Below are 22,887 nucleotides of genomic sequence, written 5' to 3'. Positions count from 1 at the left end.
ATCGCCGATGAGCGACGAGGCCCACTCTCAGCTGATGTTGCGGAGAGCGTCCGCGGCTCGGGCGGCGCCCCACGCTGATCGAGTAGCCCGCGCAGCGGGCGTATCGAGATCCACCACCGCCGGAAGTCGAGCCAGCAGACCCACCCTGCTGACGATGCCGGGTCTCGATACGCCCCTGCGGGGCTACTCGACCAGCATGCAAGCGGCCGGCGGCCCATGCTGATCGAGTAGCCCGCGCAGCGGGCGTATCGAGATCCACCACCGCCAGAAGTCGAGTCAGCAGCCCCGCACTCTCAAGCGGCCACCGCGACCGGCTGGATCCGCACCCGCGGCGCCCAGCCGACGGCGATCGCCGCGACGGCGAACGAGAGCTGCCCGATCCACGGCAGCACCGCGGACACGACCGACGCGTCACCGCCGCTGGTCGCGAACGAGTCGGCGATCGACATCCCGATGCCGAAGCCCGTGAAGAAGCGGAAGAAGATCGCTGCGCCGACCAGCGAGAGCATCACGCTCACGAGCCGCCGCGGCGTGAGGGCGTCGCCCGCGCGGTGCACGGCGAGCGCCGCCACGAACAGCGCGGGCACCGTCCAGAAGGCCGCCCAGATCGCGGTCGCGACGAGCGTCCCCGTGATCGAGAACCCGTCGCGCTCGGCCAGCAGCCGGTAGATCGTGGCGAGATCGGTGCCCGGCACCTTGGTGAGCGGGTTCCAGACCAGCAGGTCGACCCCGCCGACCACGACCACAGCGACGACCAGCGCCGCCCCGCCCAGCGCGATCGGCACCCGCCGCGCCCGCGACGCGGTCCGGTGCTCCCACGCGATCGGCCGCGTCCCGCCGATCACCGCGACACCGGTCGCCAGCCCCGCGCTCGACACCAGGAAGCCCAGGAGCGGCAGCCACCACGGCGCCCCCGGCACCAGCACGCCGCCCGCCACCATCGCCGGCCCCGCGATCGCCGCGAGCAGCGACACCCGCGCCGTCCGGGTCTCGGCGGCCCGCGCGGCCCCCGCCATGTGCGCGGCGCCGACCAGCCCGACGACGAGCGCCAGCCCGATCAGCGCCCGGCCCGTCGCCTGCATCACCGTGAGCACCCCCGCGGAGACCCCCTCCGGCACGACCCCGCCACCTGTCAGGTACCCGCCGATCAGGATCACCGCGGCCGCCGTGAGCAGCCCGAGCCCGCGCCGCGCCAGCCGTCGCGGCCGGAGGAACCGCGGCTCCCCCGAGTGCACCGGCAGCCCGCGGTCGAGGGTGGCGCTCAGCACGAGTGCGCCGAGCACGACGTCGCGGCGCCGCAGCCCCGCCTCGTCCGCGCCCACGACGTCGGCCCGCCACTCCTCGAGGTAGCGCTCGCGGGCGAGCGGCGGGAGCAGAAGGGCCAGGAGTCGCAGCAGCAGGTCGATCACGCGCGGGCCTCCGCCCCGGAGAGCCGGACCGGCCGGGCGGCGACCGCCTCGAACCGCGCCAGGGCGCTCGCCGCTCCCTCCGCCCCCTCGCTCGTCAGCTCGTACAGCCGGCGCCGCGGACCGCTGCGCTCGGTGTCCGCCTCCCACGCCGACGACACCCAGCCGGCCCCCTCGAGCCGCTCCAGGATCGGGTACACACTGCCCGCCGGACGCCCCGTGCCCTTGATGACGAGCATCCCCCAGGTCGGCCCGGAGGCGTCGAGGAGCGCGCGGAGCACGTCCGCGGTCGCGGCGGTCATGCGGCTGAGCGGAGTCATGCGCCGAGGCTACCTATGTAGAGATAGGACGGTCAACCGCGCTGCTGCGATACTCGCGGCATGACCGCCTACAACCCCGCCGCGTATCCCGAGCCCACCCCCGGCACCGGCCCGCAGCCCCCGAAGACCGGCAACGGCCTCGGACTCGCCTCGCTGATCATCGGCATCGTCGCGCTCGTCGGAGCCGTGATCCCGATCGTCAACTACGTCTCCGGCTTCGTCGCCTTCGTCGGTCTCGTGCTCGGCGTCATCGCGCTGTTCCTCAAGGGCAGGAAGAAGGGGACGGCCATCGCCGGCGTGATCCTCAACGCCCTGGCGATCGTGCTCGCGATCATCCTGGCGATCGTCTACACCGCCGGCTTCGCGAGCGGCATCTCGAACGCGATCGCGACCGCGCAGGCCTCGGCGACGTCCGGCACTCCCCAGACCCTCGTCTACGAGGTCACCGGAGCGGGCACGAGCACGTCGATCGTCTACTCCACCCTCGACGGCGCGAACTCCGGCGTCGAGCAGGCCGCCGCTCAGCCCCTCCCCTTCACCAAGGAGCTGCAGGTCGACAGCACCGCCTTCCAGGCGTTCTCCGTCACTGCGACGAACGGCGCCGACGACGAGGGCGACATCACCTGCCGCATCACCCTCGACGGCGAGATCCTCGCCGAGGAGACCGGCACCGGCGCCTTCGGCTCGGCCGTCTGCATCGCGACCCCGCAGTAGGAGCGCGCTGCGCATGTGTCGTTGGTGATTAAGTCAGCGGCTGCCTCGACACTTTCGAGGACGTCGACGACCGCATCGACGCGACGGCGGGATTCGAACCCGCGTCAGCGGTGTTGCAGACCGCTCCCTGGCCTCTCGGGCACGCCGCGATGGCGGCGGGAGCCGGTGTTCACGCACCGGATCCCGCGTGCATCCAGGGTGCTGCCCGGACGCTCGCGAGCGAAGCCCACTACCCCCGATGACGGGGCGTTTCGCCGTGTGACGCCGTGAACTGCACGCTCGCGGGCAGGCGAGGGCCTAGCCTCCGAACGTGAACGAACGGCCCGAAGCGGCGACCAGGACCGGGACATCGAGACGCCCCCGGCACCGCGCCCTCGTGATCGGCGGCGTAGTCGCCGTGCTGGTCGCGATTCCCGCCGGGCTCGTGGCGCTCGCGCTCAGCGACTGGGGCGACCCGACGGCGGGCACGGTGCCGCCGGAGGGCGACGGCCGGGTGCTGGTCGATCGGCTGCTGCCCGTGCTCGACGACGACGCGGCGATCGCCGAGCTCGTGCCGGCCGACACGGCGGAGCAGCGGGCGACGATCACGCGGTTCTGCTCAGACTTGGTCGGGACCGATCCGGTCGTGACGATCTACGACGCGATCGTGCCGACGCCGTTCAGCGTCTCCCTGCACACGGTGCCGCAGCCGGGGGTCGTCCCGCACCAGTGCGCGCTCGGGTTCAGCTGGGTGAAGGACGAGGGCTGGCACGTCGGCGCGGAGGCGAGTCGCCTGGACTGACCCCGCGCCGACGCGGACGGCTACTTGCGGAACATCCGGGCGGTCGTCTCGAAGAGGCCCTTCACCGGGCGCTGCTGCTCGCCCTGCTGGGCGCCGAGGATGATGATGACCGCGGTCAGCACCGGGATCGCCCACTGGGTGACCTTCTGGACGCGGAGCGCCGTGGTCAGCTCGTCGGAGTTGCTCGACGACGCCTCGGTGACGCCCTTCGCGCCCTCGTCGGCGTGCTTGGCCTGGGTCGCGCCGGCGATCGCGGCGGTGACGGAGGCGGCGCCCGCGAGACCGGTCACGATCGTCTTCACGACCGTGTTGGTGCGGCTCTCCTGCTGGTTCGCGAGGCGGGTCTTGTTGGCGAGGATCAGGCCGATGCCGCCGACGCCGTGGGCGGCGATCGCCGCGAGCTGCACGGGGGTCCAGCGGGCCCACCCGTTCGCGGCGAGGCGCAGGCGCTCGGACGGGTCGGAGGAGGTGGACGCGGCGCCGTTCAGGCCGACGGCGCCCATCAGGGAACCGCCGAACCAGGCGGCGGCGCCGAGGTCGTGGAGGCTGCGGACGAGCGTGTTGCGTGAGGGCATGGGGGCCTCTTCCTGTGCGGGGTCGTCTGAGGGTGGCTGGCTCCTGACGGTACGCGCGTGCCTGCGAATGACACGGGGCTTGACCTCTCGCCTGCGGCGCGCTCGAGTGGAGCGGTACCGACCCGAGGAGCGAGCACGATGAGCGACGACACGACCGACGACGAGAAGCGCGGGATCCGCGACGACTTCCACGACGCCGTGAACATGACGGCGAAGGAGATCGAGTCCTGGCTCGAGAAGGACGAGTCGAAGGAGGTCGGCCAGAAGCCGGCGAGCGGCGGCGAGTCCGTCGGCCACCACAGCGGGCGCCGGATCATCGACATCCTCGGCACCACGCAGGCCGACCTCAGCGAGGACGACTACGCGCACATGAGGAAGGTCACCGCGTACGTCGCCCGGCACTCGAAGCAGCGGCCCCCCGGCGACGTCACGGAGACGAAGTGGCGCTACTCGCTGATGAACTGGGGCAACGACCCGCTGAAGGGGTGACCGGGCCTCCCTGCCGAGGCGTCCCCGAACGGTCGAGACGTCCCTGTACAGCGGGACGCCTCGACGGGAGCGGGACGCCTCGGCGGCCGGCGTGCCTGCGGTGGGTGGATCTCGATACGCGCGCTGCGCGCGCTACTCGATCAGCATGAAGGGGGCGCCCGCCGAGCATGCTGGTCGAGTAGCCGCCGCAGGCGCCATCATGCTGGTCGAGTAGCCGGCGCAGGCGGCGTATCGAGACCCGCCCCGTCAGCACCGCCGGCCGCAGGCGCCCGCCCCGCAGCCCGTCAGTCGACCGCGCAGCTCGCGTCGATCGGGCCGATCACGCCGTCGGTCACCGGGACGATGCCGCAGTTCGGGAAGCCCGCGCGCGGACGGTGCGCGGGGTCGATGGCGCGCAGGAGGCTGCCGAGCACCGTGCCGTGGGTGACGACGAGCACGTCGCCGTGCTCGGCGGCCGGCAGGATCAGCGCGAGCGCCGCCTCCACCCGCTCCCGCACCGAGGCGGCCGTGTCCGCGCGACCGGAGGGGTCGTGCCGGTGGATCGCGTCGATCACGCTGTCCAGGCCCGCGTCGGTCATCCGCGGCCAGTCCGCCGAGGCCGGCACGTAGGAGTAGCCGTGGTCGGCGAAGACCGGCTCCCAGAGCGACGCGTTCGGCTGCCCCTCGAAGCCGCCGAAGTGCCACTCCCGCAGCGTCGTCGTCGGCACCGGCTCGATCGACGGATGGCCTACGAGCGCCGCCGCGGCCGTGGTCCGCGTCCGGGTCAGGTCGCTCAGGAACGCCGCGACCAGCGGCACCCCGCGCATCCGCTCCCCGAGCGCCGCGATCTGCCGCTCGCCTCGCGCGGTCAGCGGCGAGTCGCACCAGCCCTGCAGCTGGCCGTTGACGTTGAACAGCGTCTGGGCGTGCCGGACGAAGTGGACGGTGCCGCGGGTCATGGTGCTCTCTCCGTAGTGATGGATGGGACGCGAGCGCGAACTACTCCGGCGCCGCCCGCGCGATGTGCAGCGCCAGGAACGCCACCTCCTCGTTCGGCAGCTCCGCACCGTACTCCGCTCGCACGAACGCGCGGACCCGCTCCGCCGACGCGACGGCCCGCGGATACCGCGTGCTGAGGCTCGTGAAGAGGAAGTCGTCCGAGCTGACCAGCAGCCCGCCCGAGAAGAACCGCTCGGCGAAGTACTGCAGGTGCGCCACGAAGCGGGCCGAGCGCAGGTCCTCGCGGTCCAGCGCCGCCCCGCTCGTGTGCTGGATGATCGCGGTCACCGAGCGGATCAGCTGCACGATCCGCAGCGAGTCGATGCCGACCTTGCCCAGCTCGGCGTTGGCGAGGTGGAACGCCACGTTCGCCGCCTCGTCGTCCGGCACGTCCACTCCGAGCCGCGACCGCATCGCCGCGACCGCCCGCTCCCCCACCGCGTACTGCACCGGGTACACCGAGCGCATCTCCCAGGCCAGCCGGTTCGCGACCGCGAGCCCGCGCCGCTGCCGCTCCACCGCGAAGTGCAGATGGTCGGTCAGCGCGAGGTACACGTGCGGGTCGAGCTTCAGCCCCTGCTCCTCCGCATCGGCGACGACCGCGCGGGTCAGCTCGACGAACTCCGGCGGGATCTGCGCGAGCAGCTCGACGAGGTTCCGCTGGTCGGCGTCGTCGAGCGCGACGAACACCTGGTCCACCGCGGACGCCTCGATCACCTCGCCCGCCTTCGCGCCGAAGCCGATCCCCTTGCCGAGCAGCACCCGCTCGGCGCCGCGCTCGTCGACGACGAGCACGACGCTCGAGTTGAGCACCTTCTTGATGGTCTGCATGCGTGTCTCCGTCGACGGCGTCTGCGCGGCCCGGCAAGCGGGTGGAGCGAGGAGGGTCATCCCAGGTCGGCGCCGTTGGACGCGATGACCCGCTGGTACCAGTAGAAGGAGTCCTTCCGGTACCGGTTCGTGCTGCCGTGGCCGAGGTCGTCCATGTCGACGTAGACGAACCCGTAGCGCTTCGAGATCTGCGAGCTGGAGGCGCTGATCAGGTCGATCGGCGCCCAGCTCACGTAGCCGAGGAGCTCCACACCCTCGTCCACCGCCTGGATCATCTGCTCGAAGTGCGCGCGGAAGTAGTCGATCCGATAGGGGTCGTGGATGCGGGGATCCTCCCCCTCATTGTCCGGTGCGACGAGCTCGTCCCGCATCCCGAGCCCGTTCTCCACGATGAACAGCGGCTTGCCGTAGCGGTCGTAGAGGTCGATCAGCGAGATGCGCAGGCCGACCGGGTCGATCTGCCAGCCCCACTCGCTCGACTCCAGGAACGGGTTCTTCACCCCGAGCACCGTGTTGCCGGGGGTGCGCTCGGCGTCCGGGCGCACCGACTCCGTCATCGACATGTAGTAGCTGAACGAGATGAAGTCGACGGGGTGCTCGCGCAGCAGCTCGGCGTCCCCCTCCTCGAACGGGATCTCGACGCCGCGCGCAGCGAGCGCGCGCAGGGCGAGCCGCGGGTAGGCGCCGCCAGCCTGGACGTCGGTGCAGAGGTAGAGCATCCGCTCCTTGGCCTGGGTGGCCGCGACGTCGTCGGGGTGGCAGGTGTTCGGGTAGGTCGTCAGCATCGTGAGCATGCAGCCCATCCGCGCCTCGGGCCAGAGCTCGTGCAACGTCTTCGTGACCGAGGCGGACGCGACGAACTGGTGGTGCAGCGCCGTGTAGCAGGCCTGCTCGACGCTGCCCTCGACGGTCTCCTCGATGATGCCGCCCGAGGTGAACGGGTGGCGGATGATCCCGTCGATCTCGTTGAACGAGAGCCACATGTCGACCAGGTGGCCGAAGCGCTCGAAGCAGGTGCGGGCGAAGCGCTCGAACAGCTCGATGGTGCGGCGCTCGACCCAGGCGTTGTGCTTGAGCGCCAGGGCGAGCGGCGGGTCGTAGTGCGAGAGGGTGACCAGCGGCTCGATGCCCAGGCGCCGCATCTCGGTGAAGAGCGCGAGGTAGTAGGCGACGCCCTCCTCGAGCGGCTCCGCCTCCTCCCCCGTCGGGTAGAGCCGGGTCCAGGCGATCGAGACGCGGAGGGTGGTGAAGCCCATCTCCGCGAAGAGCGCCAGGTCGCCCGGGTAGCGATGGTAGAAGTCGATGCCGCGGCGCTTGGGGTAGTACTCGGTGTCGTCGTCCGCCATCGCCGCGGTGATGCTCGCCACCGTGTTCTGATGGTGGATCGCGTACTCCTTGGGGTCGGCCTTCGGCTTGTAGGAGGCGACGTCACTGACGGCCGGCCCGCGCCCGCCCTCGCGCCACGCGCCCTCGACCTGATTGGCGGCGAGTGCGCCGCCCCAACGGAATCCCTCAGGCAGCGCCATCGGCGAGCTCCTTCTCTTTCTGGGTGACGGTGATGATCGCATCGCCCGCCGACACGCGGTCGGCGGCCTCGATGAGCACGGTGTACTCGGCCGAGTTGGTGATCAGCACCGGGGTGGTGGTGTCGTAGCCGGCGGCGGTGATGGCCGCGAGGTCGGCGGTGAGCAGCAGCTGCCCGGCCTCAACGTGCTCGTCGACGGCGACGTGCACGTCGAAGGGCGCGCCGTCGAGCTGGACGGTGTCGAGGCCGACGTGGATGAGCGCCTCGACCCCGTCGTCGCGGCGCAGGCCGATGGCGTGCTTGGAGCTGAGGACGGCGATGACCGTGCCTGCGAACGGCGAGCGGACGACGCCGTCGGTGGGGCGGATGGCGATGCCCTCGCCGAGGACGCCGGCGGAGAACACGGGGTCGTTCACCTCGCTGAGCGGGATGACGTCGCCGCTGAGCGGGGCGGTCAGCGCGGTCGCGTCGTCGGCGTCCTTCGCGACCACGTCGCCGAGGGCCTGGACGCTGGCGGAGGCGTCGTCGCGCCAGATGATGAAGGAGACGACGAACGAGACGGCGACGGAGATCAGCAAGCCGATGACCGCGTTGAGCAGGTTCCAGGGGTTGAGCCCGTCGATGAACATCGAGATGCTCGCGACGCCCGGGCTGACCAGCGCGAACGCGGCGACCTGGGTGGCGCCGATGTAGGCGCCGCCGACGACGCTGCCCGAGATCACGGAGATCAGCGCGCGCTTGTTCTGCAGGGTGACGCCGTAGAGGGCGGGCTCGGTGATGCCGAAGAGGGCGGAGAGTCCGCCGGAGAAGGCGGTCGCGCGCAGCGCCGCGCTCTTGGTGCGCAGGGCGATCGCGAGGCTGGAGCCGGCTTCCGCCGCGTTGTGCGCGAGGGAGGAGGCGAGGTAGAAGGTGTCCTTGCCCGCGCTGGCCATCGTCGCGATGGTCGGCGGGATGAAGGCCTTGTGCATGCCGACCGAGATGATCAGCGGCAGGACGCCGGCGAGGAGGGCGACGGCCACCCAGCCGAGCGCGCCGTAGAGGCCGATCAGGGCGCCGGTGAGCATCGAGCCGAGCCAGTAGCCGAGCGGTCCGAGCAGGAAGATCGTGGCCGGCGCGACGATGACGAGGCACATCAGCGGCACGTAGAAGGTGCGGATCGGACCCCACGAGTGCTTCGTGAAGAAGCGCTCGACGACCGAGAGGAGGAGGACCGCGAGGATCGCCGGGAACACCTGCGCGTTGTAGGCGATCACCGGGACGGGGATGCCGAAGAGGGCGACTCCGCCCTCCTGGTTGAGCAGCGTGGTGAAGGCCGGGAAGACGAGCACCCCGACGAGTCCGAGGGCGAGCGGCCGGTTCACGTCGAGCTTCTTGGCGCTCGTGTAGGCGACGAGGAGCGGCAGGAAGCCGAACACCGCGTCCGGGATGGCGGACAGCAGCTTGAAGTTGTCGGACGCCGGGTCGAGCCAGCCCACCGCGGAGGCGAGGACGAGGAACGACTTGAAGATGCCGGCGCCGGCGATGGCCGGGATGATCGGCGTGAAGACGCTGACGACGAAGTCCATGACCGTCGCGCCGAGCCGCTTGAGCGAGCGGGGCTGCTTGGCCTTCGGGGTGGTCGCCTCGGTGCCGCCGCGCAGCTTCTCGACCGCCGCGTACATCTCGGCGACGCCGTTGCCGACGATGACCTGCGTCTGCGGCCCCATGACGACGCCGATCACGCCGGGCACCGCCTTGAGGGCGTCGACATCGGCCTTCTGGTCGTCCGCGAGCGCGAAGCGCAGGCGGGTCGAGCAGTGCTGCAGCTTCGAGACGTTGCCGGCGCCGCCGACGTGCTCGAGGATCGCCTTCGCGCTGTCCTGGGTACTCATCGGTACTCCTTCGGGTGTGTGGGGGACGCGCGCTTCCCTGCGCTGTGCTGCGTGTCGCTCTTGCTTCCCGTCGCTGTCCCCGCACCGTCATCGGCGCGTCAGGAGGCGTCCGGGCACAAAAAAAGGACCCGACGACGCTTCGTACGCGTTTCGTCGGATCCTGCCTGCACGACCAGTCACATGTCCGAGAGCGAACGTAACACGGGGGTGGCGGGGGCGTCAAAGTGCGGGCGGAGGCGCGGCATGCCGGGCGGCTCGGCGTCGAAACGGAGGCTCAGCCCTCGGAAGGCAGCAGAAGTGGGCGGGTAGCGCGCCTCAACCTTCGTTATGAGGGTGCCCCATGATGGAATCGTGGATGTCCTCGAGGTTGTTGCCGCTGTCATCGAAAGCGACGGCCGGATCCTGGCCTGCCGCCGCCGACCCGAGAAGGACGCCGGCGGCAAGTGGGAGTTTCCGGGCGGCAAGGTCGAGGCCGGCGAAACGCACGAGCAGGCGCTCGCTCGAGAAATTCGCGAGGAGCTCGGCGTGGAGATCGAGGTGGGCGAACTCTTGACCGTCGACGACACCGCAGGCTCTACTCGCATGATCCGGCTGTCGTGCTTCTGGGCGACGCTGTCCTCGGAGACTCCTACGTCTAGCACCGACCATGACTCCATGCTGTGGGCTACTCGCTCTGACCTCACTCCGCTGGAATGGGCACCCGCTGATCTGCCCGCCGTCGCTCTCCTGACGGCTTAGGGATCGACGAGGTCGAAGCCGTCGTCCGTGCGGATCGCGGTGATGATCCCGAGCCGTCCGATCAGTTCGAGGAGATCTGACTCGGGACGACCCGGCAGCAGAATGACGGGAACAGCTGCCCAGCCGAGGCCATTGGCGACGTGGGCGTAATCAAGAACCTGGCCGATTGCAGTGCGCACATAGGCGCGAGCAGTCGACTTCTTGGCCTCGACGATCCAGCCGCTGGACTTCACGTACAGGTCAGGCTCAATCCGTGTGGAGCCGACAGGAAGGGTGAGCCGACTCGGCGGAGTTCCGTTCTCCGCCAGCCACTCGCCGAAGGCCGCCTGTAGCTCGAATTCCACGCGGGAGACAACCCGCTCCTCGATTGGGCTGAGGTCCGCACCCGCGATCACAACATCGGAGGATTCCGGGGCCGACCACTCGGAGAGCTCCGCCGACGCCACCGGCTGACCGCCATACGCAGGGAGCGTCGAGACGTCGGCGCTGATCGGAACAAGGGTGAAGATGATGCCCTGCCGAAGCGTCCCCTCGGTGTCGGGGATGGTCTCGAAGCGGTAGGTCGGAGTCCCCGTCGTGAAGGCTCCGATGTAGGTCACGCTCGTTCCCTGCACCGTGAAAAGCCGGATGACGCGGTTCTGGACGGCGGCGTCGCGAAGAGCAAGATTGCCGCGGAGAAAGACCTGATGGCCGATCTGGCCCTCGCCCGTGTACGAGTAGGAACCGTCCTCGCGCAGGCCCTCGAAGCGGTCGTACCCGTACCGGGCGCCCTTCGCTGGGTCGGTGAAGATCAGGATCTCGCCGAGCGATTTCGGCGTGGAGATGCCGCCCTGCTGCTGACCGCCGTACGCGGCATGCACCGATCGTCTTCGAACCTGATCTCCGGGAACGAGCGTGAACCGCGTTCCCGTAGCGCGACGAGAAATCCGACTCCGAACGAGGTCGGCCTGCTCGTCAGTGAGAGCCCAACGGGTGGTGTCGGGATCGAGATTGCCGAAGCTTTCTCGGAGAACAGAGCGAATGCGCTTTTGAGACACTCCCAGCTCGAGGGAAAGATCAGCGGGAGTGAGAGCGGGCATAGCCCGAGAGTAGAAACATCGAGAAGAACAGCTAGCGAGAGACGCTCGTGTCTTTGCTCGCGTCTCCCTTCGCTAGTACTTTTACCGCCTGGCGATGACCACGATTCCTGACGCGACGAGAAATGCAACGACCGTGACTGCCGCGCCGGCCACCGGGATCCACCAGATGCGGTGGGACCTGTCGGGGCGGAAGAGTGCGACGAGCGTCGCGAGGGCAGATAGGCCCACTGCTCCGGGGACGATCCACATCGTCTCGCCAAGGACCGAGACGCCGTCCAGGCGGTTCGCATCGAAGGTCAGGTTCTCGATCAGGACGAGGACGAAGAGGATCGCGCCGAGCACGAGCAGGAAGACGAGCAAGAGGATCGCGGTGACGCGGTCCTCGCCGGCCGAGAGGCGGCGGGCGGGGCGCCTACGGGTAGCCGGCCGGTCGAACGGGTCCGGGTCATCCCAGTCCGCGTCCGAGTCGAAGGCCATAGTGCCGCTCAGGCTAGCCGAGCACGGCGCGCAGGCTCCGCGGGCGGCGCAGTCCCCGCGCGGGTCAGCACGCGGCCAGCACCGCCTCCGCCGCCTCCCGGTCCCTCGCCCCGACCGCCAGCCCGTACGCCCCCAGCACCCCCACGAACTGCTCCACGTATCCGCAGCGCAGCTCCGGGGCCGGCGGCAGCCACTCCCCCGGGCCGGCGTCGCTCTTGGACTGGTTCGTGTCGTCCCTGGCGGCGACGAGGTTCGCCGGGTCGTTCGCGAACAGCAGGCGCTGCTCGTCCGTCCACGCCCACGCGCCGTGGTGCCAGGCCCAGCCGAGGGCGACGACGTGGTCGATCTGCACCAGCCGCGACGTGTCGCTCCCGGAGACGAACGACACCGCGGTGCCGTCGTACGGGTCGACCAGGGTGCCGGAGAGGACCTTGCAGTCGCGGGTGCCGGGCTTGAAGACCGGGTCGAGCAGGTCGCGGCCGAGGATGTCGTTTCGGGTGTCGCAGCCGTTGCGGTCGACGTCCTTCCAGGATTCGCCGAAGAGGTCGCGGTCGTAGGGGACATCGGCGCGGCCGTCGTCCACGGGGAGCGCGGCGAGGGTCGCCAGCGCGAGCGCGGCGGGGTCGGCGGAGTCCGCCGGCGGTGACGAGGGCACGGACGCGGACGCGGTCGGCGCAGCTGTCGCGGTAGCGGCGGACGGAGTGACCGTCGCGGAAGGGGTCGAAGCAGGAGCGATCGAGGCAGGACCAGCAGCGACGCCGGACGCAGACCCCGCCCCCGGCGCCCCGACCGTCTCCCCCACTCCCACCACCGCGAACGCGACCGCAGCCACACCGACGGCGGCGACGATCCACACCCACCACGGCGCCCGCCGCACCCGCCGATACCGGGCCGGAGCCCCCGGCCGCCCAGCACCCCGCGAGAGCCCCGGAGCGCCCACCCGCCGCACCCCACCGGGTCGCGGCGGCGGCGGCCTGCCGACCACCGACTACACCCCCGAGTCGCCGTCGGCCGGGACGTCGGGCGCAGAGGCCCGCACCGCCCCGTCCCACAGCCGGATCGCCGCGCGCGGCACCGGCCCGACCACATCCACCCGCCACACCAGATCCACCGGCGACCCGGTCGACGCCTCGAACGGCACGACGTGGATGGGCGCCGACGGGTCGAACCGCAGCCGCTCCTGCAGCCGCGACGGCGCGACGAGGAAGCTCGTCACGCGCTCGTGGTAGCGCTCGCCCACCTGCAGCTCGGTCAGCACCGTGGCGCTCACCGGGGTCATCGGGTCGGCGCGGGTCAGCGAGTCGAGCAGGAAGTCGTCCCACGGGACGTCGAGCTCGACGCCCTCGAAGTCCTCGGGGCGGCGCAGCGCGTTCAGCGGATTCGTGCCCATCGGGCGGACCCGCGGGCGGGCGATCGCCTCCTCGTCGCGCTGCACGGAGGCGACGATGTCGGCCAGGCGCGGGGCGGCGATCCGGGTGAGCAGCGACTCGTCGTCGAGGGCGCGCAGCAGCATCCGCCGGGTGTGGTTCGACGAGTGCGGGAGGTCCTCATCGAGCGCCGACAGGCCGAAGCCCTGACCGGCGCCGTAGTCGGCGGCCATCTCCTGCACAAGCGACTCGAAGGCCTCGTGCCGCCAGCCGCGGCGGACGAGCTTGGACGTCATCGCGGCGCGCATGCGGGCCACAGCCGCGGTCTCCTCGCCGCTGACGGTCGCGAGGCGCACGGCGAACGGCATGGCGCCGCGCTCCACGTCGAAGGTCTCGTGCTGCAGCCAGACGGGCGGCACGTGCCACGGACGGTGCACGGCCTTGGACAGCAGCACCAGCCACTCGACGGCCTGGCGGTGGACCGAGCGCAGGCGCGCGGCCTCCTCGCGGGCGCGGCGGGCGCTGCGGCCGTAGTGCGCGAGGCGGGTGCGCTCGAGCTGGATCCGCCGCTCGAAGCGCGACCAGCCGGCGTGGTACCGGACGAGCGAGATCAGCGTGATCAGCACCCCGGCACCGGCCAGGCCCACCAGCACCCAGAGCAGGATCGAGGTGATCAGCCCGGGATCGAAGGTGCCGTCGGCCTGCCGCGAGGCGTAGTCGTTGACGAACCAGATGCCGACGCCGACCACGATCGCGAGCGACAGCACGGTGACCCAGCCGACGAGCAGCGTGCGGTGGAACTCGCGGCGCAGGCCCAGCAGCTCGCCGGGGCGCTGCGGGCGGATCGCGTCGATCTCGCCCTTGAGGTACGCGACCTCGTCCTCGGCGCGGCGGCGCTCGGCGCCGATCCGGTCGAGGAAGCGCCAGACGAACGAGGAGCTCTGCCGGCCGGCCCAGAGGTCGTACTCGCCGAGCGCCTGCAGGCGTCCGGAGCGGCGCGCCTCGGCGTCGTAGGCCGACACGGGCGGCTCGACGGGCTCGGGAGCCTCCTCCGCGGGGACCTCGATCTGCACGACGGTCCGCGGCTCGGCGGACTCGCCCTCGACGAGCGTCTCCTGCGCGGGCGGCGCGAACGCGGCGGAGTCGGAAGACCCGGCCTCGGGCTCCTGCGCAACGGGCGCCTCAGCAGCCTCGGGAGCAGCACCGGCCTCGACCGGCACCTGCGCGGCAGCCGCGGCGGCCGCCGCCTCCGACGCCGACACCCAGTTCTGCAGCCTCTCCCGCGGATCCGCGAGCGCCAGCGCGTACCAGTCCACCTTCTCCGGGAACCCCGGCGGCACGTCGTAGCCGCTCGACACCCACGGGTCGTCCGGCAGCGCGAGCACGTCGCCCACTCGGCCGAACACCGGCACGGCCCCTTCGACGGGCGCGAAGCCCGCGTCGCGGAGGTCGGCGCTGCCGTCGAGCGCGCCGAAGACCAGCTCGCGCAGGCCGGCCCAGAGCTGCGGCGTCGTGCGGACGTGCGCCATCGCGGCGGGCGCGTCGGCCTCGGCGCGGGCGCGGCCCTCGTCGTCGCGGAGGTGCTCGAGGTCGGCGACCAGGAGCCGGTCGCGGACGTCCAGCACCTCGTCGTAGTCGGCGCCGACCACGGCCGAGCCCTCGGACGTGTGCAGGGCGCGGGTCACCGAGCGGTTCGCGCTCGAGGTGATCCAGAGCACGGCCCAGCGCGGGATCTGCACGAGCTTCCCGGCCGAGAAGGCGAAGAAGCGGCCGATCTGCGCCCAGAAGCCGATCCTCTCGGGCTCCGGCACGTCGAGCGAGCCGGCGGAGTCGTAGGTGAGCGCCCCGCCGTCCAGGCGCAGCGCGCCCGCGACCATGCTCTCGACGTAGCCGGCGATCTGGCCGTCGTCGATGTAGGCGGTGCCGGGCGGCGGCGGGCTGACGCTGGGGTCGATCAGCAGCGAGTCCGGGCGGGCGGCGTTCTCGAGCACGCCGGCGGCCACGCGGCGGCCGAGCGACTCGGTCAGCACCGCGTTGAGGAACACCCGCGAGATCCAGACGGAGTCGCCGCCGTCGGACTCGCGGCTCATCAGCTCGACGCTGCCGTCGGTGACGCCGTTCCACAGCCCGGCGACGCTCGCCAGGTGGGTGAGCGTGAAGCCGGTGAAGCGCTCGTCGTCGCGGACGAAGGCGTCGCCGGACCACGGGCTCGAGCGGTCCTCGGGCGAGGCGATGACGACGAAGCCGTGCTCGTGCGCCTCCACCCGCTCGCGCAGCTGGAACGCGGTGGGCGCGCAGATGAGCGTGACCCGGCGCAGCTCCGTGGTCTGGTCGGCGAGGGTCGCGGAGGGATTCGGCAGCGGCATCGAGGTGCGCACCCAGCGGCTGACGAGGTCGGCGACCGCGTCCTGCGCCTCGTCGGTCTCGCGCTCGGGCAGGGCCGAGCGGAGGGTGACCAGGCGGACGAGGGCGAGCGGCTCCTCCGCGAGCGCCTCGAACAGGTCGACCGCGATCGCGACCGACTCGAGGTCGGCGCCGACACCGAGCACCACGGCCTCGATCTGCGGCGGCGCGTAGGGCGAGGTCTTGACGTGCTCGGGCAGCACCCAGAGGGCCTGGCCGAGCAGGCCGGTCTTCGTCCACTGCGCCGCCAGCTCGAGCAGGGTCTCGCCCTGCGCGCCGCTGGGCAGCAGGACGATCGCCGCCTTGCCGTCGGGCCAGAAGCCGGCGGGCCCGTAGCCGTCCGGGCGGGTCTCCGGGGGCACGCTCAGACTCCGGAGTCGCGCGGACCGGTCGAGACGACCGACGACACCAGGCCGAGGAGCGCCTCGCGGAACTGCTCGCGCATCTCCCAGGTGACCGGGTAGTCGTAGACCGAGACCATGTCGTCCTGCTGCACGATGTCGCTGTCGAAGCGGGCGAGCTCGGCGGTCAGGTAGGCCTGCACGGCGGAGCGGCGCGACGCGAGGTCGCCGTCGGCACTGCCGGCGCGGGACGGCTCCGGCACCGGAGCACCGGTCGGCAGCGCGCCGGTCTGCAGCCACTCGGCCAGCTCGGTCTCCTCGCCGCGGCTGCCGCCGAGCGAGATCAGGACCCGGTAGGCGGCGAGCGGCGCGAGCGTGCCGTCGACGTTGCAGAGTGCCATCGCGATCGCGAGCGACTGCAGCACGACGCCGGGGAAGTCGGCGGGCCGGGCGTTGCGCTCGCTCAGCAGTGGGTGCGGGAAGTCGGCGAGCGCGCGGGTCGACGGGTCCCAGACGGAAAGCTTGGGGCCCTTCTCGCCCTGCGAGGCATCGACGGCGAGGCGGCCGAGGGCCTTGGCGACGTACCAGCCGCGGATCATCGACTCGATCGCGCGCGGGTCCGCCGGAATGCTCTCGCCGAGCAGGCGGGCGCGCTTGAACTTCCAGAACGCCTCGCGGCTGTCCTGGGTGTTCGACTGCGCGAGCCAGCCGCGGGCGATCGGCTCCATCACGGAGTCCATCACGATGGGCTCGTAGGGGAAGCCGGACATCGCGAAGACCTCGATGCCGTCGACCTTCTGGTCCTGGAACCACGACTCGCTGGTCGCGTCGTCCCAGACGCCCATCTGGCCGAGCACGCCCTTGGTCACCTCGTACATCTCGGTGCCGGCGCGGAACGGGATCGAGCTGAAGACCAGCGAGGTGTCCTCGTTGATCGCCTTGCCGTGCACGGCGCGCAGCAGCGCCGGGTTGAGCTTGACCAGCGGCTCGCTCGCGCCGAGGGCGGCCTGGAGCTGCTCGCGGTAGCGGTCGCGGCGCGCAGCGAAGACGTCGGGCGGCAGCACCTCGGAGTCGAAGAAGCCGAGCAGGTCCTCGCCGATGTAGGCGGCGAACGGCGTGCCGTCGCGCTTCATCCAGGCGCGGGCGCGGCCGACGTAGACCTCGGGGTCGGTCGCGAGCTCGAAGGAGGCGCGCTGGGCCGGGTTGGCGACGGCCGGGTCCGCGGTGACGGTCGGCTTCCAGGTGCGCGGGTTGCCGACGAGCGACCAGGCGCCCGCGTCCGACTCGCTGTCCGGGCTGACGCCGACGAGCTGGTCGGCGAGGACGCGCAGGACGGCGTCCTGGTACTTGGCGTCGCCGTCGACGGAGGCGCGCACGAGCTTCTGGAACTCGGCCGGGTACTTCTCGGGCTCGACGAGCATCCGCTCGTTGGGCGCGGGCGAGTACTTGCGCGGGACGGTCTCGTCGACGCGGCGGGGCCAGAACTCGTAGGCGTTCTCGCGGTCGTCGCTGGTCTTCCGCGAGTGCACGCGCTGGAGCAGCGCGGTGCGGGAGCCGTCGAGGTAGTCGGCGAGCGGGCCGAGGAACGTCTCGCGCAGCTCGGCGAGCAGCGCCCAGGCGGAGTCGCGGAGGGCCGCCTCGGAGGACCACTCGAGCGCCTGGCCGAGGCGCTGGATCGCGAACTGGACCGCCTCCTGGTCGGGGCGGATCGACTGCTGGTTGGCCGAGGTGCGCAGCTCGTCCGAGACGAGCGAGCTGAGCGTGCCCACCCACTCCTCGTGCTGGCGGGCCTCGACGCGCAGCGCGTCGACGGTGCCCTTGAGGCCGCGCTCGAGGCGGCGCAGCATCGCGGTGACCACCGGCAGGCCGTCCTGGGCGACGTAGCGCGAGACGGTCTCGAGGATGTGGCCGGGCATCGTGCGCGTCCACTCGTCGAGGCGGCGCTGGCGGGCCTCGCGGTCGCGCTGGAGCAGGCGCGGGCTGTGCCGGGTGAACTCGTTGACGAGCCGGTCGGTCCAGGTGGTGATGTCGGTGCCGCCCTGGCGGTCGAGCGACTCGGGGCGGGCGAGCTCGTCGTCGGCGCCGCGCTGCAGCTCGGCCTTGATCAGGTCGAGGGTGCTCTGGTCGCGCAGCGCGTCGGTGACGTCGTTGTGCTCGGCGGTCTCCTCGTTCAGGCGCAGCTCGCGGAGGAAGCGCTGGTACTCGCTGTCGGCCGACTTCTCGATGTACTCGCGCTCGGTCATCCGCTCGAACTGCGGGTCCTCCTCGGCGTGCGCGAAGAGCATCCGGTCGATCGCGGAGCGGGCGAAGCGCTCGGCGGAGTACTCCAGGAAGCGCTCGCGGCCCAGGGTGACCCGGCCGAAGCCGATCGAGGAGAACGGCGGCGAGTGGTGCGCCGGGCTCATCAGTCCGGAGTTGTCGGGCAGCACGTTGGCGGCCGAGCGGGCCTGCCAGTTGCCGGACGAGTAGGCGATCATGTCGTCCTGCACGCGCTCGTCGATCATCCACGCGGTGAGGCTGGTGGCGACGGCGTCGTAGACGGCGTTCTGGTCCTCGAAGGTGACCTTGCTGTTGCTGCGGCCGACGATGAAGGGGTACGCGGCGCCGACGCGGTCCATCGCGGCGCCGTAGGAGGGGGCGACGCCCTTGGTGCGCAGCAGCTCGAGGGTCGCGGCGGAGGGGGTGTCGGTCCAGAAGCCGTTCATCGTCTCGGAGATCGCGGCGAGCGCGTTGCCCGGCATGCCGGCGGTGACCGAGAGCTGATCGAAGACGTCCGGCGCGTAGAGCATGCTGAAGAACTGGTTCGACCACGGGTACTGCTTCGCGGTCGACTTGATGATCTCGATGATGTCCAGGAACTGGCCGGCTCCCGAGCCGCCGGCGACCGACGAGATCACGATGACGATCGGGCTGCCGTCTCCGCCGTCGTCGCGGGCGCGCAGGCGCTGGCCGAGGGTCTGCAGCTCGGCGAGCGACTCGGCGTCGTTCATCTTCCCGATCGCGAGGCGCGCGGCCTGGGCGATCTCCTTGGTGGCGGCGAGCGCGACGGCGCGGCCGACGGCGCGGTACTGGCCGGCGCCCTTGGTCACGTCGACCTTGACCAGGCGCGGGTCGGGCAGCTGGCGCTCGATGTCGTGGCGCATCGCGTTGTTGGTCGCGTGCGCGCTCGTGATCGAGCCGTGCACGATGTCGAAGGTCGCGGCGGTGCTGACCAGTCCGCGGTAGTCCTGCCGGGGCAGGAACGGCGCCTGGTACTCCATGCCGTCCTGGACGGTGGGGGTGTCGAAGTGCAGGAAGCGCCAGGCGGCGGGGATGCCGCCCTCCCAGCCGAGCTGCTGGAGCTTCAGCTCGAGCTGGTACTTGATGCCGCGGAGGGTCTTGCCGCCGGAGCCGCCGACTCCGATCAGGAGGAAGGGTCTGAGCATGAGGTCCTGCTTTCGTCTGGTCGCGCGGTGTTCCTGCGGTAGCGCGGTGTGTCGTGTGTCGTCGTGCGGGCGGTGCCGGGAGGCGGAGCGCCGTCAGCGACTGCGGGGCGGAGGGGTGCGGGGGCCGGCCCGGCCGGGCGGCGGCGGGGGCGGAGTGGAGCCGCCGGGCCGCGGGGGCGGCGGTCCGCCGGGGCGGCCGGGCGCGCCCTGCGTCCGGGGCGGCGGGCCGCCGGGGCGCGGGGGCGAGGAGGGGCGGGGCGGGGTCGCGGTCGGAGTGCCGCTCTGGGCGCTCCGCGGCGGCACGGAGGAGCGGGCCTCGGCGGCCGCGGGCGGGGCGGCGGGCACGGGCTGCTGCGGCTCCCGGCGCTCGGGGCGCTTCGCCGCTCGCTCGCGGCGGAGCACGTCGACCGTCTTCCAGGCGGGCTCGCCGGAGTCGCGGAGCAGGTCCTCGAGGCGTCGCTCGTACTGCCCCTCGTCGTCGCGGTCGACGCGGTGGTAGAGCACGGCGGTCGCGCGGACGGGCTCGTCGCCGCGGGGACGCTCGAGCTCCTGCTCCGAGACGACGATGGCCCAGAAGACGTCGAGCGGAAGCGCGGAGAACTCGACGCCGCCGTTGCCGAGCGGTCGCCCGGCGGAGGTGCCGCGGGTGCCGGTGCGGGAGGCGACGATCTCGCCGCCGGCGGGCGGGCCGACGCGGTAGCTCGGCGCCTTCAGCGGCCACCACGGCACGTGCGCGCGCAGCCGGCCGAGCTCGGGGTCGGGCAGCTCGCGGACGCCCGTCTCGCTGCGGAGGTAGCGGAAGCGCTCGTCGAGGCGGCCGTGGGTCAGCGCGGAGCGGACGCCCTCCGGCGTGATCTCGACGGGGATCGTGCCGCGCTGGAACGAGCCGTTCATCGCGATCTTCGCCTTCGCCCGGTTGAAGAGGTACAGGCCGAGCAGCGGCAGGAGCACGCCGAGCAGCAGGAGGACGAGCGCGACCAGGCCGATCGCCGCGGCGTTCACCGGGAAGGTCGACGGGAAGGACAGAGCGACGGTCTGCGGGGCGCTGCTGCCGCCCGCGGTGCGGAGGTCGAGCGGGAGGGTCGCGGCGACTGAGGAGTCGGCGGCGACCGGGTTCTCGGCGGAGACGGTCACGGTGCGCGCGGCGCCCTGCGCGACGTCGAGGCAGGCTCCCGGCGCGAGGGCGGTGCCCGACTCGTCGGTGAAGCTCCACTGCCAGGCGTCGGCGCGGTCGGCGTTGTCGCTGGTGACGGTCGGCACGGCGGAGAGGCAGACCTGGCCGTCGCCGCCCGCGGTCGGCCCCTGGATCGCGAGAGTGCCCTCCGCGCGGCCGTCGGCACCGGTCAGCTCGCTGAGCACGAGCGGCGAGGCGACGCTCGGGAAGGCGGCGGGCAGCACGGTCCTGATCCGCTGCTGCGTGGTGACCGGGGCGAGCTCGATCGCGTGCTCGGCGGTGGTCAGCGGGTCGAGCGAGGCGGTGACGAGCAGCTCGGAGGCGGTGACGTCGGAGGGCAGCGGGATCGTGATGACGCCGGAGGCCGCGTCGATCGCGGCGCCCGGCAGGTCGGCGGTCGCGCCGTCGGCGGCGCTGGTCGCGGTGAAGTCCGCCTGCCCGAAGACGGAGAGGTCGACCGGCTGGCCGTCCGGGTCCTGGACGCGAGCGGTGAGGGTCGCGGAGAGCGTGCCGTCCTCGCCGCGCTGCACCTGGTTGGCGTCGTCGAAGACGATCCGCAGGTCGCTGAAGGCGAAGACCTCGGTGGTACCGGGCGAGGTCAGCGTCCACTGCCCCTGCAGCTCGGGCCGGTCGACGGCGATCTCGAGCCGCGAGACGCCGGAGGACTGCGTGACCGTCACCTCGGGGGCGGTGGCGGAGGCGGAGAGGGTGCCGAGTCCGGAGGAGGCGGGCGCCTGCAGGGTCCAGCCGTCCTTCACCACGGCCTGGATCCGCGCGACGCCCGGGTCGATCCAGAAGGAGCCGTTCGCGTCGAGCGCCTCGGACGCGCCGCCGGCGATGCGCGCGCCGAGCTGGAGGAAGACGGAGGCGAGCGCGTCGGGGTCGGAGGCGTCCACCACGGCGCCGCGGACGGAGCCCTCGGGCGCGACGGCCGGTCCGCAGGTCGCGGTGCCGCCGCCGTAGGCGCCGCTGCCCTCGACGAGCGGCCACATCACGCGGGCCTCCTCGCGCTGCTCGCCGTCGGCCAGGAGCGTGCCGAGGACGACGACGCCGGCCTGGCGGAGCGCCGCGAGCAGGCCGTTGCCCTCGAGCTCGTCGCCGTCGGGGTCGATCCGGACGCCGCAGAGCGCGTTGGTCGCGTCGGCGGTGGCCTGCGCGGAGCCGAGATCGATCTCCCCGTCGGTCAGCCAGATGACGAGCTGGCAGGCGGAGCCGGCGCTGGGCTGGCTCTGCAGCGCGGACTGCACGCCCTGGAGTCCGGCGAGCCAGTTGGTGCCGCCGCCGGGGGTCTTGTCGCGGATGACGCCGGCGAGCGCCTCCGGGCTCTCCTGCGACCACGGCCGCCAGTCGACCGCCGGCTCGAAGGCGCGGCTGAAGAAGGCGGCGCCCCAGTTGACGGTGAGCGAGTCGCGGAGGCCGCCGAGCTCCTGCAGGCTGCCCGCGAGGATGCCGGCGCGCGCGATGTCGGGGTCGGAGCCGCGGCCGTCGTCGCCGCCGGTGTTGAGGGAGCCGGAGCTGTCGACGAGGTAGTAGACGTTGAGGACGTCGGAGGAGGAGAGGCAGGTGCGCAGGTCCTCGATCGCGCCGCGCCCGATGTCGGTGAGCGAGGCGGTGCTGGCGGCGGTGCCCGTGGTCGCCGCGCTCGCCGGCTGCGCCGCCGCCCCGAGTCCGAGGACGAGCAGGAGCGCGGTGACCACGATCGCGAGGGCGCGGCGGATCACGTGCCCAGCCACTCGGAGATCGGCACGCTGATGTTGAGGACGTGCCAGGCGCCGAGCACGAGCGCGGCGGCCGACAACCAGTAGAGGGCGCGGGTGAAGCGGGCGTCGGGTACGAAGCGGCGGGCGTCGCGGAGGGAGTGCGCGCGCTGGGAGGAGAGGTCCCAGCCGGTCGCGAGGAAGACGAGCAGCGGCGTCAGGACGTAGCCGGCGACACTCAGCCAGACGGCGCTGCCGCGCACCAGCGGGAGCGGCAGACCGAGCACGCGCACGGGCGCCGAGGCGACGGAAGCGGCCACGACGGCCAGCACGAGGCTCACCACGAGCCCCGCGGCACCCACTGCGAGAGGCAGGATGCTGGCGGTTCGTCGGGCCGCGGGGGCCCGGTCACGCACGGTCGACACCGCTCCACCCTCCGCTGTCGCAGCTGAACGCTCCCTGTTGGGGGCGGTCCTCCAGTATGCGGACCCCGCCACGAGCCGCCAAACCCCGCAACGGGGCGCCCGGGTCTCGAGCATGCTGATCGAGTAGCGCGCGGAGCGCGCGTATCGAGATCCACCACCCCCTGCACGCCGGGTCTCGATACGCCGCTCCGCGGCCACTCGACCACCATGGCTTGGCCGCTCATCGAGCATCGCGCGAAGCGCTCCTCCCTGCTGATCGAGTAGCGCGCGA

The 22,887-nt window shown here is 72.1% G+C and carries 18 protein-coding genes and 1 tRNA gene; 4 read left to right on the top strand and 15 right to left on the bottom strand.

What is annotated here, in order from left to right:
- Positions 1–293: 293 nt before the first annotated feature.
- Positions 294–1,409: a hypothetical protein gene (locus tag EDF36_RS09255; protein WP_123732766.1), complete on the bottom strand. Its 1,116-nt coding sequence runs from the start codon at positions 1,407–1,409 to the stop codon at positions 294–296.
- On the bottom strand, positions 1,406–1,726 hold the full coding sequence (locus tag EDF36_RS09250; protein WP_123732765.1) for a PadR family transcriptional regulator: 321 nt from the start codon (positions 1,724–1,726) through the stop codon (positions 1,406–1,408). Before EDF36_RS09250 ends, EDF36_RS09255 begins: the two co-directional genes overlap by 4 nt.
- Before the next feature lie 60 nt (positions 1,727–1,786).
- On the opposite strand from EDF36_RS09250, the gene EDF36_RS09245 reads away from it, so the two are divergent.
- Entirely contained in the window at positions 1,787–2,440 is a 654-nt protein-coding gene (locus tag EDF36_RS09245; RefSeq protein WP_123732764.1) for an MmpS family transport accessory protein, read from the top strand.
- A gap of 78 nt (positions 2,441–2,518) precedes the next feature.
- On the opposite strand, the gene EDF36_RS09240 is transcribed toward EDF36_RS09245, so the two are convergent.
- A tRNA-Cys gene (locus EDF36_RS09240) sits at positions 2,519–2,589 on the bottom strand.
- A 161-nt stretch (positions 2,590–2,750) separates the two neighbouring features.
- Between EDF36_RS09240 and EDF36_RS09235 the strand changes: the two genes are divergently transcribed.
- Positions 2,751–3,221, top strand: coding sequence for a hypothetical protein (locus EDF36_RS09235; RefSeq protein WP_148060009.1), 471 nt, complete (start codon positions 2,751–2,753; stop codon positions 3,219–3,221).
- A gap of 20 nt (positions 3,222–3,241) precedes the next feature.
- Here EDF36_RS09235 and EDF36_RS09230 read toward each other — a convergent pair whose 3' ends face one another.
- Positions 3,242–3,796 carry a hypothetical protein gene (locus EDF36_RS09230; RefSeq protein WP_123732762.1) on the bottom strand — a complete coding sequence of 185 codons (555 nt, stop codon included), beginning with the start codon at positions 3,794–3,796 and terminating at the stop codon, positions 3,242–3,244.
- A gap of 138 nt (positions 3,797–3,934) precedes the next feature.
- On the opposite strand from EDF36_RS09230, the gene EDF36_RS09225 reads away from it, so the two are divergent.
- Positions 3,935–4,285 carry a DUF3140 domain-containing protein gene (locus EDF36_RS09225; RefSeq protein WP_123732761.1) on the top strand — a complete coding sequence of 117 codons (351 nt, stop codon included), beginning with the start codon at positions 3,935–3,937 and terminating at the stop codon, positions 4,283–4,285.
- A gap of 284 nt (positions 4,286–4,569) precedes the next feature.
- On the opposite strand, the gene EDF36_RS09220 is transcribed toward EDF36_RS09225, so the two are convergent.
- Genes EDF36_RS09220 through EDF36_RS09205 form a run of 4 tightly spaced genes read right to left on the bottom strand, consistent with a single transcriptional unit; the run spans position 4,570 to position 9,490 of the window.
- Positions 4,570–5,223, bottom strand: coding sequence for a histidine phosphatase family protein (locus EDF36_RS09220; RefSeq protein ID WP_123732760.1), 654 nt, complete (start codon positions 5,221–5,223; stop codon positions 4,570–4,572).
- A 40-nt stretch (positions 5,224–5,263) separates the two neighbouring features.
- A complete protein-coding gene (locus EDF36_RS09215) occupies positions 5,264–6,094 on the bottom strand; it encodes a PRD domain-containing protein (RefSeq protein WP_123732759.1) in 831 nt (276 codons plus the stop codon).
- A 56-nt stretch (positions 6,095–6,150) separates the two neighbouring features.
- Entirely contained in the window at positions 6,151–7,620 is a 1,470-nt protein-coding gene (locus EDF36_RS09210; protein WP_123732758.1) for a glycoside hydrolase family 1 protein, read from the bottom strand.
- A complete protein-coding gene (locus EDF36_RS09205; protein ID WP_123732757.1) occupies positions 7,607–9,490 on the bottom strand; it encodes a beta-glucoside-specific PTS transporter subunit IIABC in 1,884 nt (627 codons plus the stop codon). Before EDF36_RS09205 ends, EDF36_RS09210 begins: the two co-directional genes overlap by 14 nt.
- Positions 9,491–9,841: 351 nt before the next feature.
- Between EDF36_RS09205 and EDF36_RS09200 the strand changes: the two genes are divergently transcribed.
- Entirely contained in the window at positions 9,842–10,228 is a 387-nt protein-coding gene (locus EDF36_RS09200) for a (deoxy)nucleoside triphosphate pyrophosphohydrolase (RefSeq protein ID WP_260300642.1), read from the top strand.
- On the opposite strand, the gene EDF36_RS09195 is transcribed toward EDF36_RS09200, so the two are convergent.
- From EDF36_RS09195 to EDF36_RS09165, 7 genes are all read right to left on the bottom strand, one after another.
- The gene (locus EDF36_RS09195) at positions 10,225–11,307 is read right to left on the bottom strand and encodes a hypothetical protein (protein WP_123732756.1); all 1,083 of its coding nucleotides are present in this window, start codon (positions 11,305–11,307) and stop codon (positions 10,225–10,227) included. The two genes, EDF36_RS09200 and EDF36_RS09195, sit on opposite strands and share 4 nt — an antisense overlap.
- Positions 11,308–11,388: 81 nt before the next feature.
- Positions 11,389–11,784, bottom strand: a complete 396-nt coding sequence (locus EDF36_RS09190) for a hypothetical protein (protein WP_123732755.1) — start codon at positions 11,782–11,784, stop codon at positions 11,389–11,391.
- A gap of 64 nt (positions 11,785–11,848) precedes the next feature.
- Positions 11,849–12,439, bottom strand: coding sequence for an HNH endonuclease family protein (locus EDF36_RS09185; RefSeq protein WP_221181630.1), 591 nt, complete (start codon positions 12,437–12,439; stop codon positions 11,849–11,851).
- Positions 12,440–12,772: 333 nt separating this feature from the next.
- A complete protein-coding gene (locus tag EDF36_RS09180; RefSeq protein WP_123732753.1) occupies positions 12,773–15,916 on the bottom strand; it encodes a hypothetical protein in 3,144 nt (1,047 codons plus the stop codon).
- A 2-nt stretch (positions 15,917–15,918) separates the two neighbouring features.
- Positions 15,919–19,320 (bottom strand): tubulin-like doman-containing protein, encoded by a 3,402-nt coding sequence (locus tag EDF36_RS09175; protein WP_123732752.1) that lies wholly within the window; start codon positions 19,318–19,320, stop codon positions 15,919–15,921.
- Positions 19,321–19,413: 93 nt separating this feature from the next.
- Positions 19,414–22,215: a hypothetical protein gene (locus tag EDF36_RS09170; protein ID WP_123732751.1), complete on the bottom strand. Its 2,802-nt coding sequence runs from the start codon at positions 22,213–22,215 to the stop codon at positions 19,414–19,416.
- Positions 22,212–22,616, bottom strand: coding sequence for a hypothetical protein (locus EDF36_RS09165; RefSeq protein WP_148060007.1), 405 nt, complete (start codon positions 22,614–22,616; stop codon positions 22,212–22,214). Before EDF36_RS09165 ends, EDF36_RS09170 begins: the two co-directional genes overlap by 4 nt.
- Positions 22,617–22,887: the final 271 nt, after the last annotated feature.

This window comes from Rathayibacter sp. PhB152, from assembly GCF_003751395.1.
GTDB lineage: Bacteria > Actinomycetota > Actinomycetes > Actinomycetales > Microbacteriaceae > Rathayibacter > Rathayibacter festucae.
This window is presented reverse-complemented; position numbering and strand designations above follow the sequence as displayed.

Bases quoted from the DNA above. Each gene is read 5' to 3' on its own strand.
- EDF36_RS09250 (WP_123732765.1), bottom strand. From the start codon at position 1,726: ATGACTCCGCTCAGCCGCATGACCGCCGCGACCGCGGACGTGCTCCGC.
- EDF36_RS09245 (WP_123732764.1), top strand. From the start codon at position 1,787: ATGACCGCCTACAACCCCGCCGCGTATCCCGAGCCCACCCCCGGCACC.
- EDF36_RS09230 (WP_123732762.1), bottom strand. From the start codon at position 3,796: ATGCCCTCACGCAACACGCTCGTCCGCAGCCTCCACGACCTCGGCGCC.
- EDF36_RS09225 (WP_123732761.1), top strand. From the start codon at position 3,935: ATGAGCGACGACACGACCGACGACGAGAAGCGCGGGATCCGCGACGAC.
- EDF36_RS09220 (WP_123732760.1), bottom strand. From the start codon at position 5,223: ATGACCCGCGGCACCGTCCACTTCGTCCGGCACGCCCAGACGCTGTTC.
- EDF36_RS09215 (WP_123732759.1), bottom strand. From the start codon at position 6,094: ATGCAGACCATCAAGAAGGTGCTCAACTCGAGCGTCGTGCTCGTCGTC.
- EDF36_RS09210 (WP_123732758.1), bottom strand. From the start codon at position 7,620: ATGGCGCTGCCTGAGGGATTCCGTTGGGGCGGCGCACTCGCCGCCAAT.
- EDF36_RS09205 (WP_123732757.1), bottom strand. From the start codon at position 9,490: ATGAGTACCCAGGACAGCGCGAAGGCGATCCTCGAGCACGTCGGCGGC.
- EDF36_RS09195 (WP_123732756.1), bottom strand. From the start codon at position 11,307: ATGCCCGCTCTCACTCCCGCTGATCTTTCCCTCGAGCTGGGAGTGTCT.
- EDF36_RS09190 (WP_123732755.1), bottom strand. From the start codon at position 11,784: ATGGCCTTCGACTCGGACGCGGACTGGGATGACCCGGACCCGTTCGAC.
- EDF36_RS09175 (WP_123732752.1), bottom strand. From the start codon at position 19,320: ATGCTCAGACCCTTCCTCCTGATCGGAGTCGGCGGCTCCGGCGGCAAG.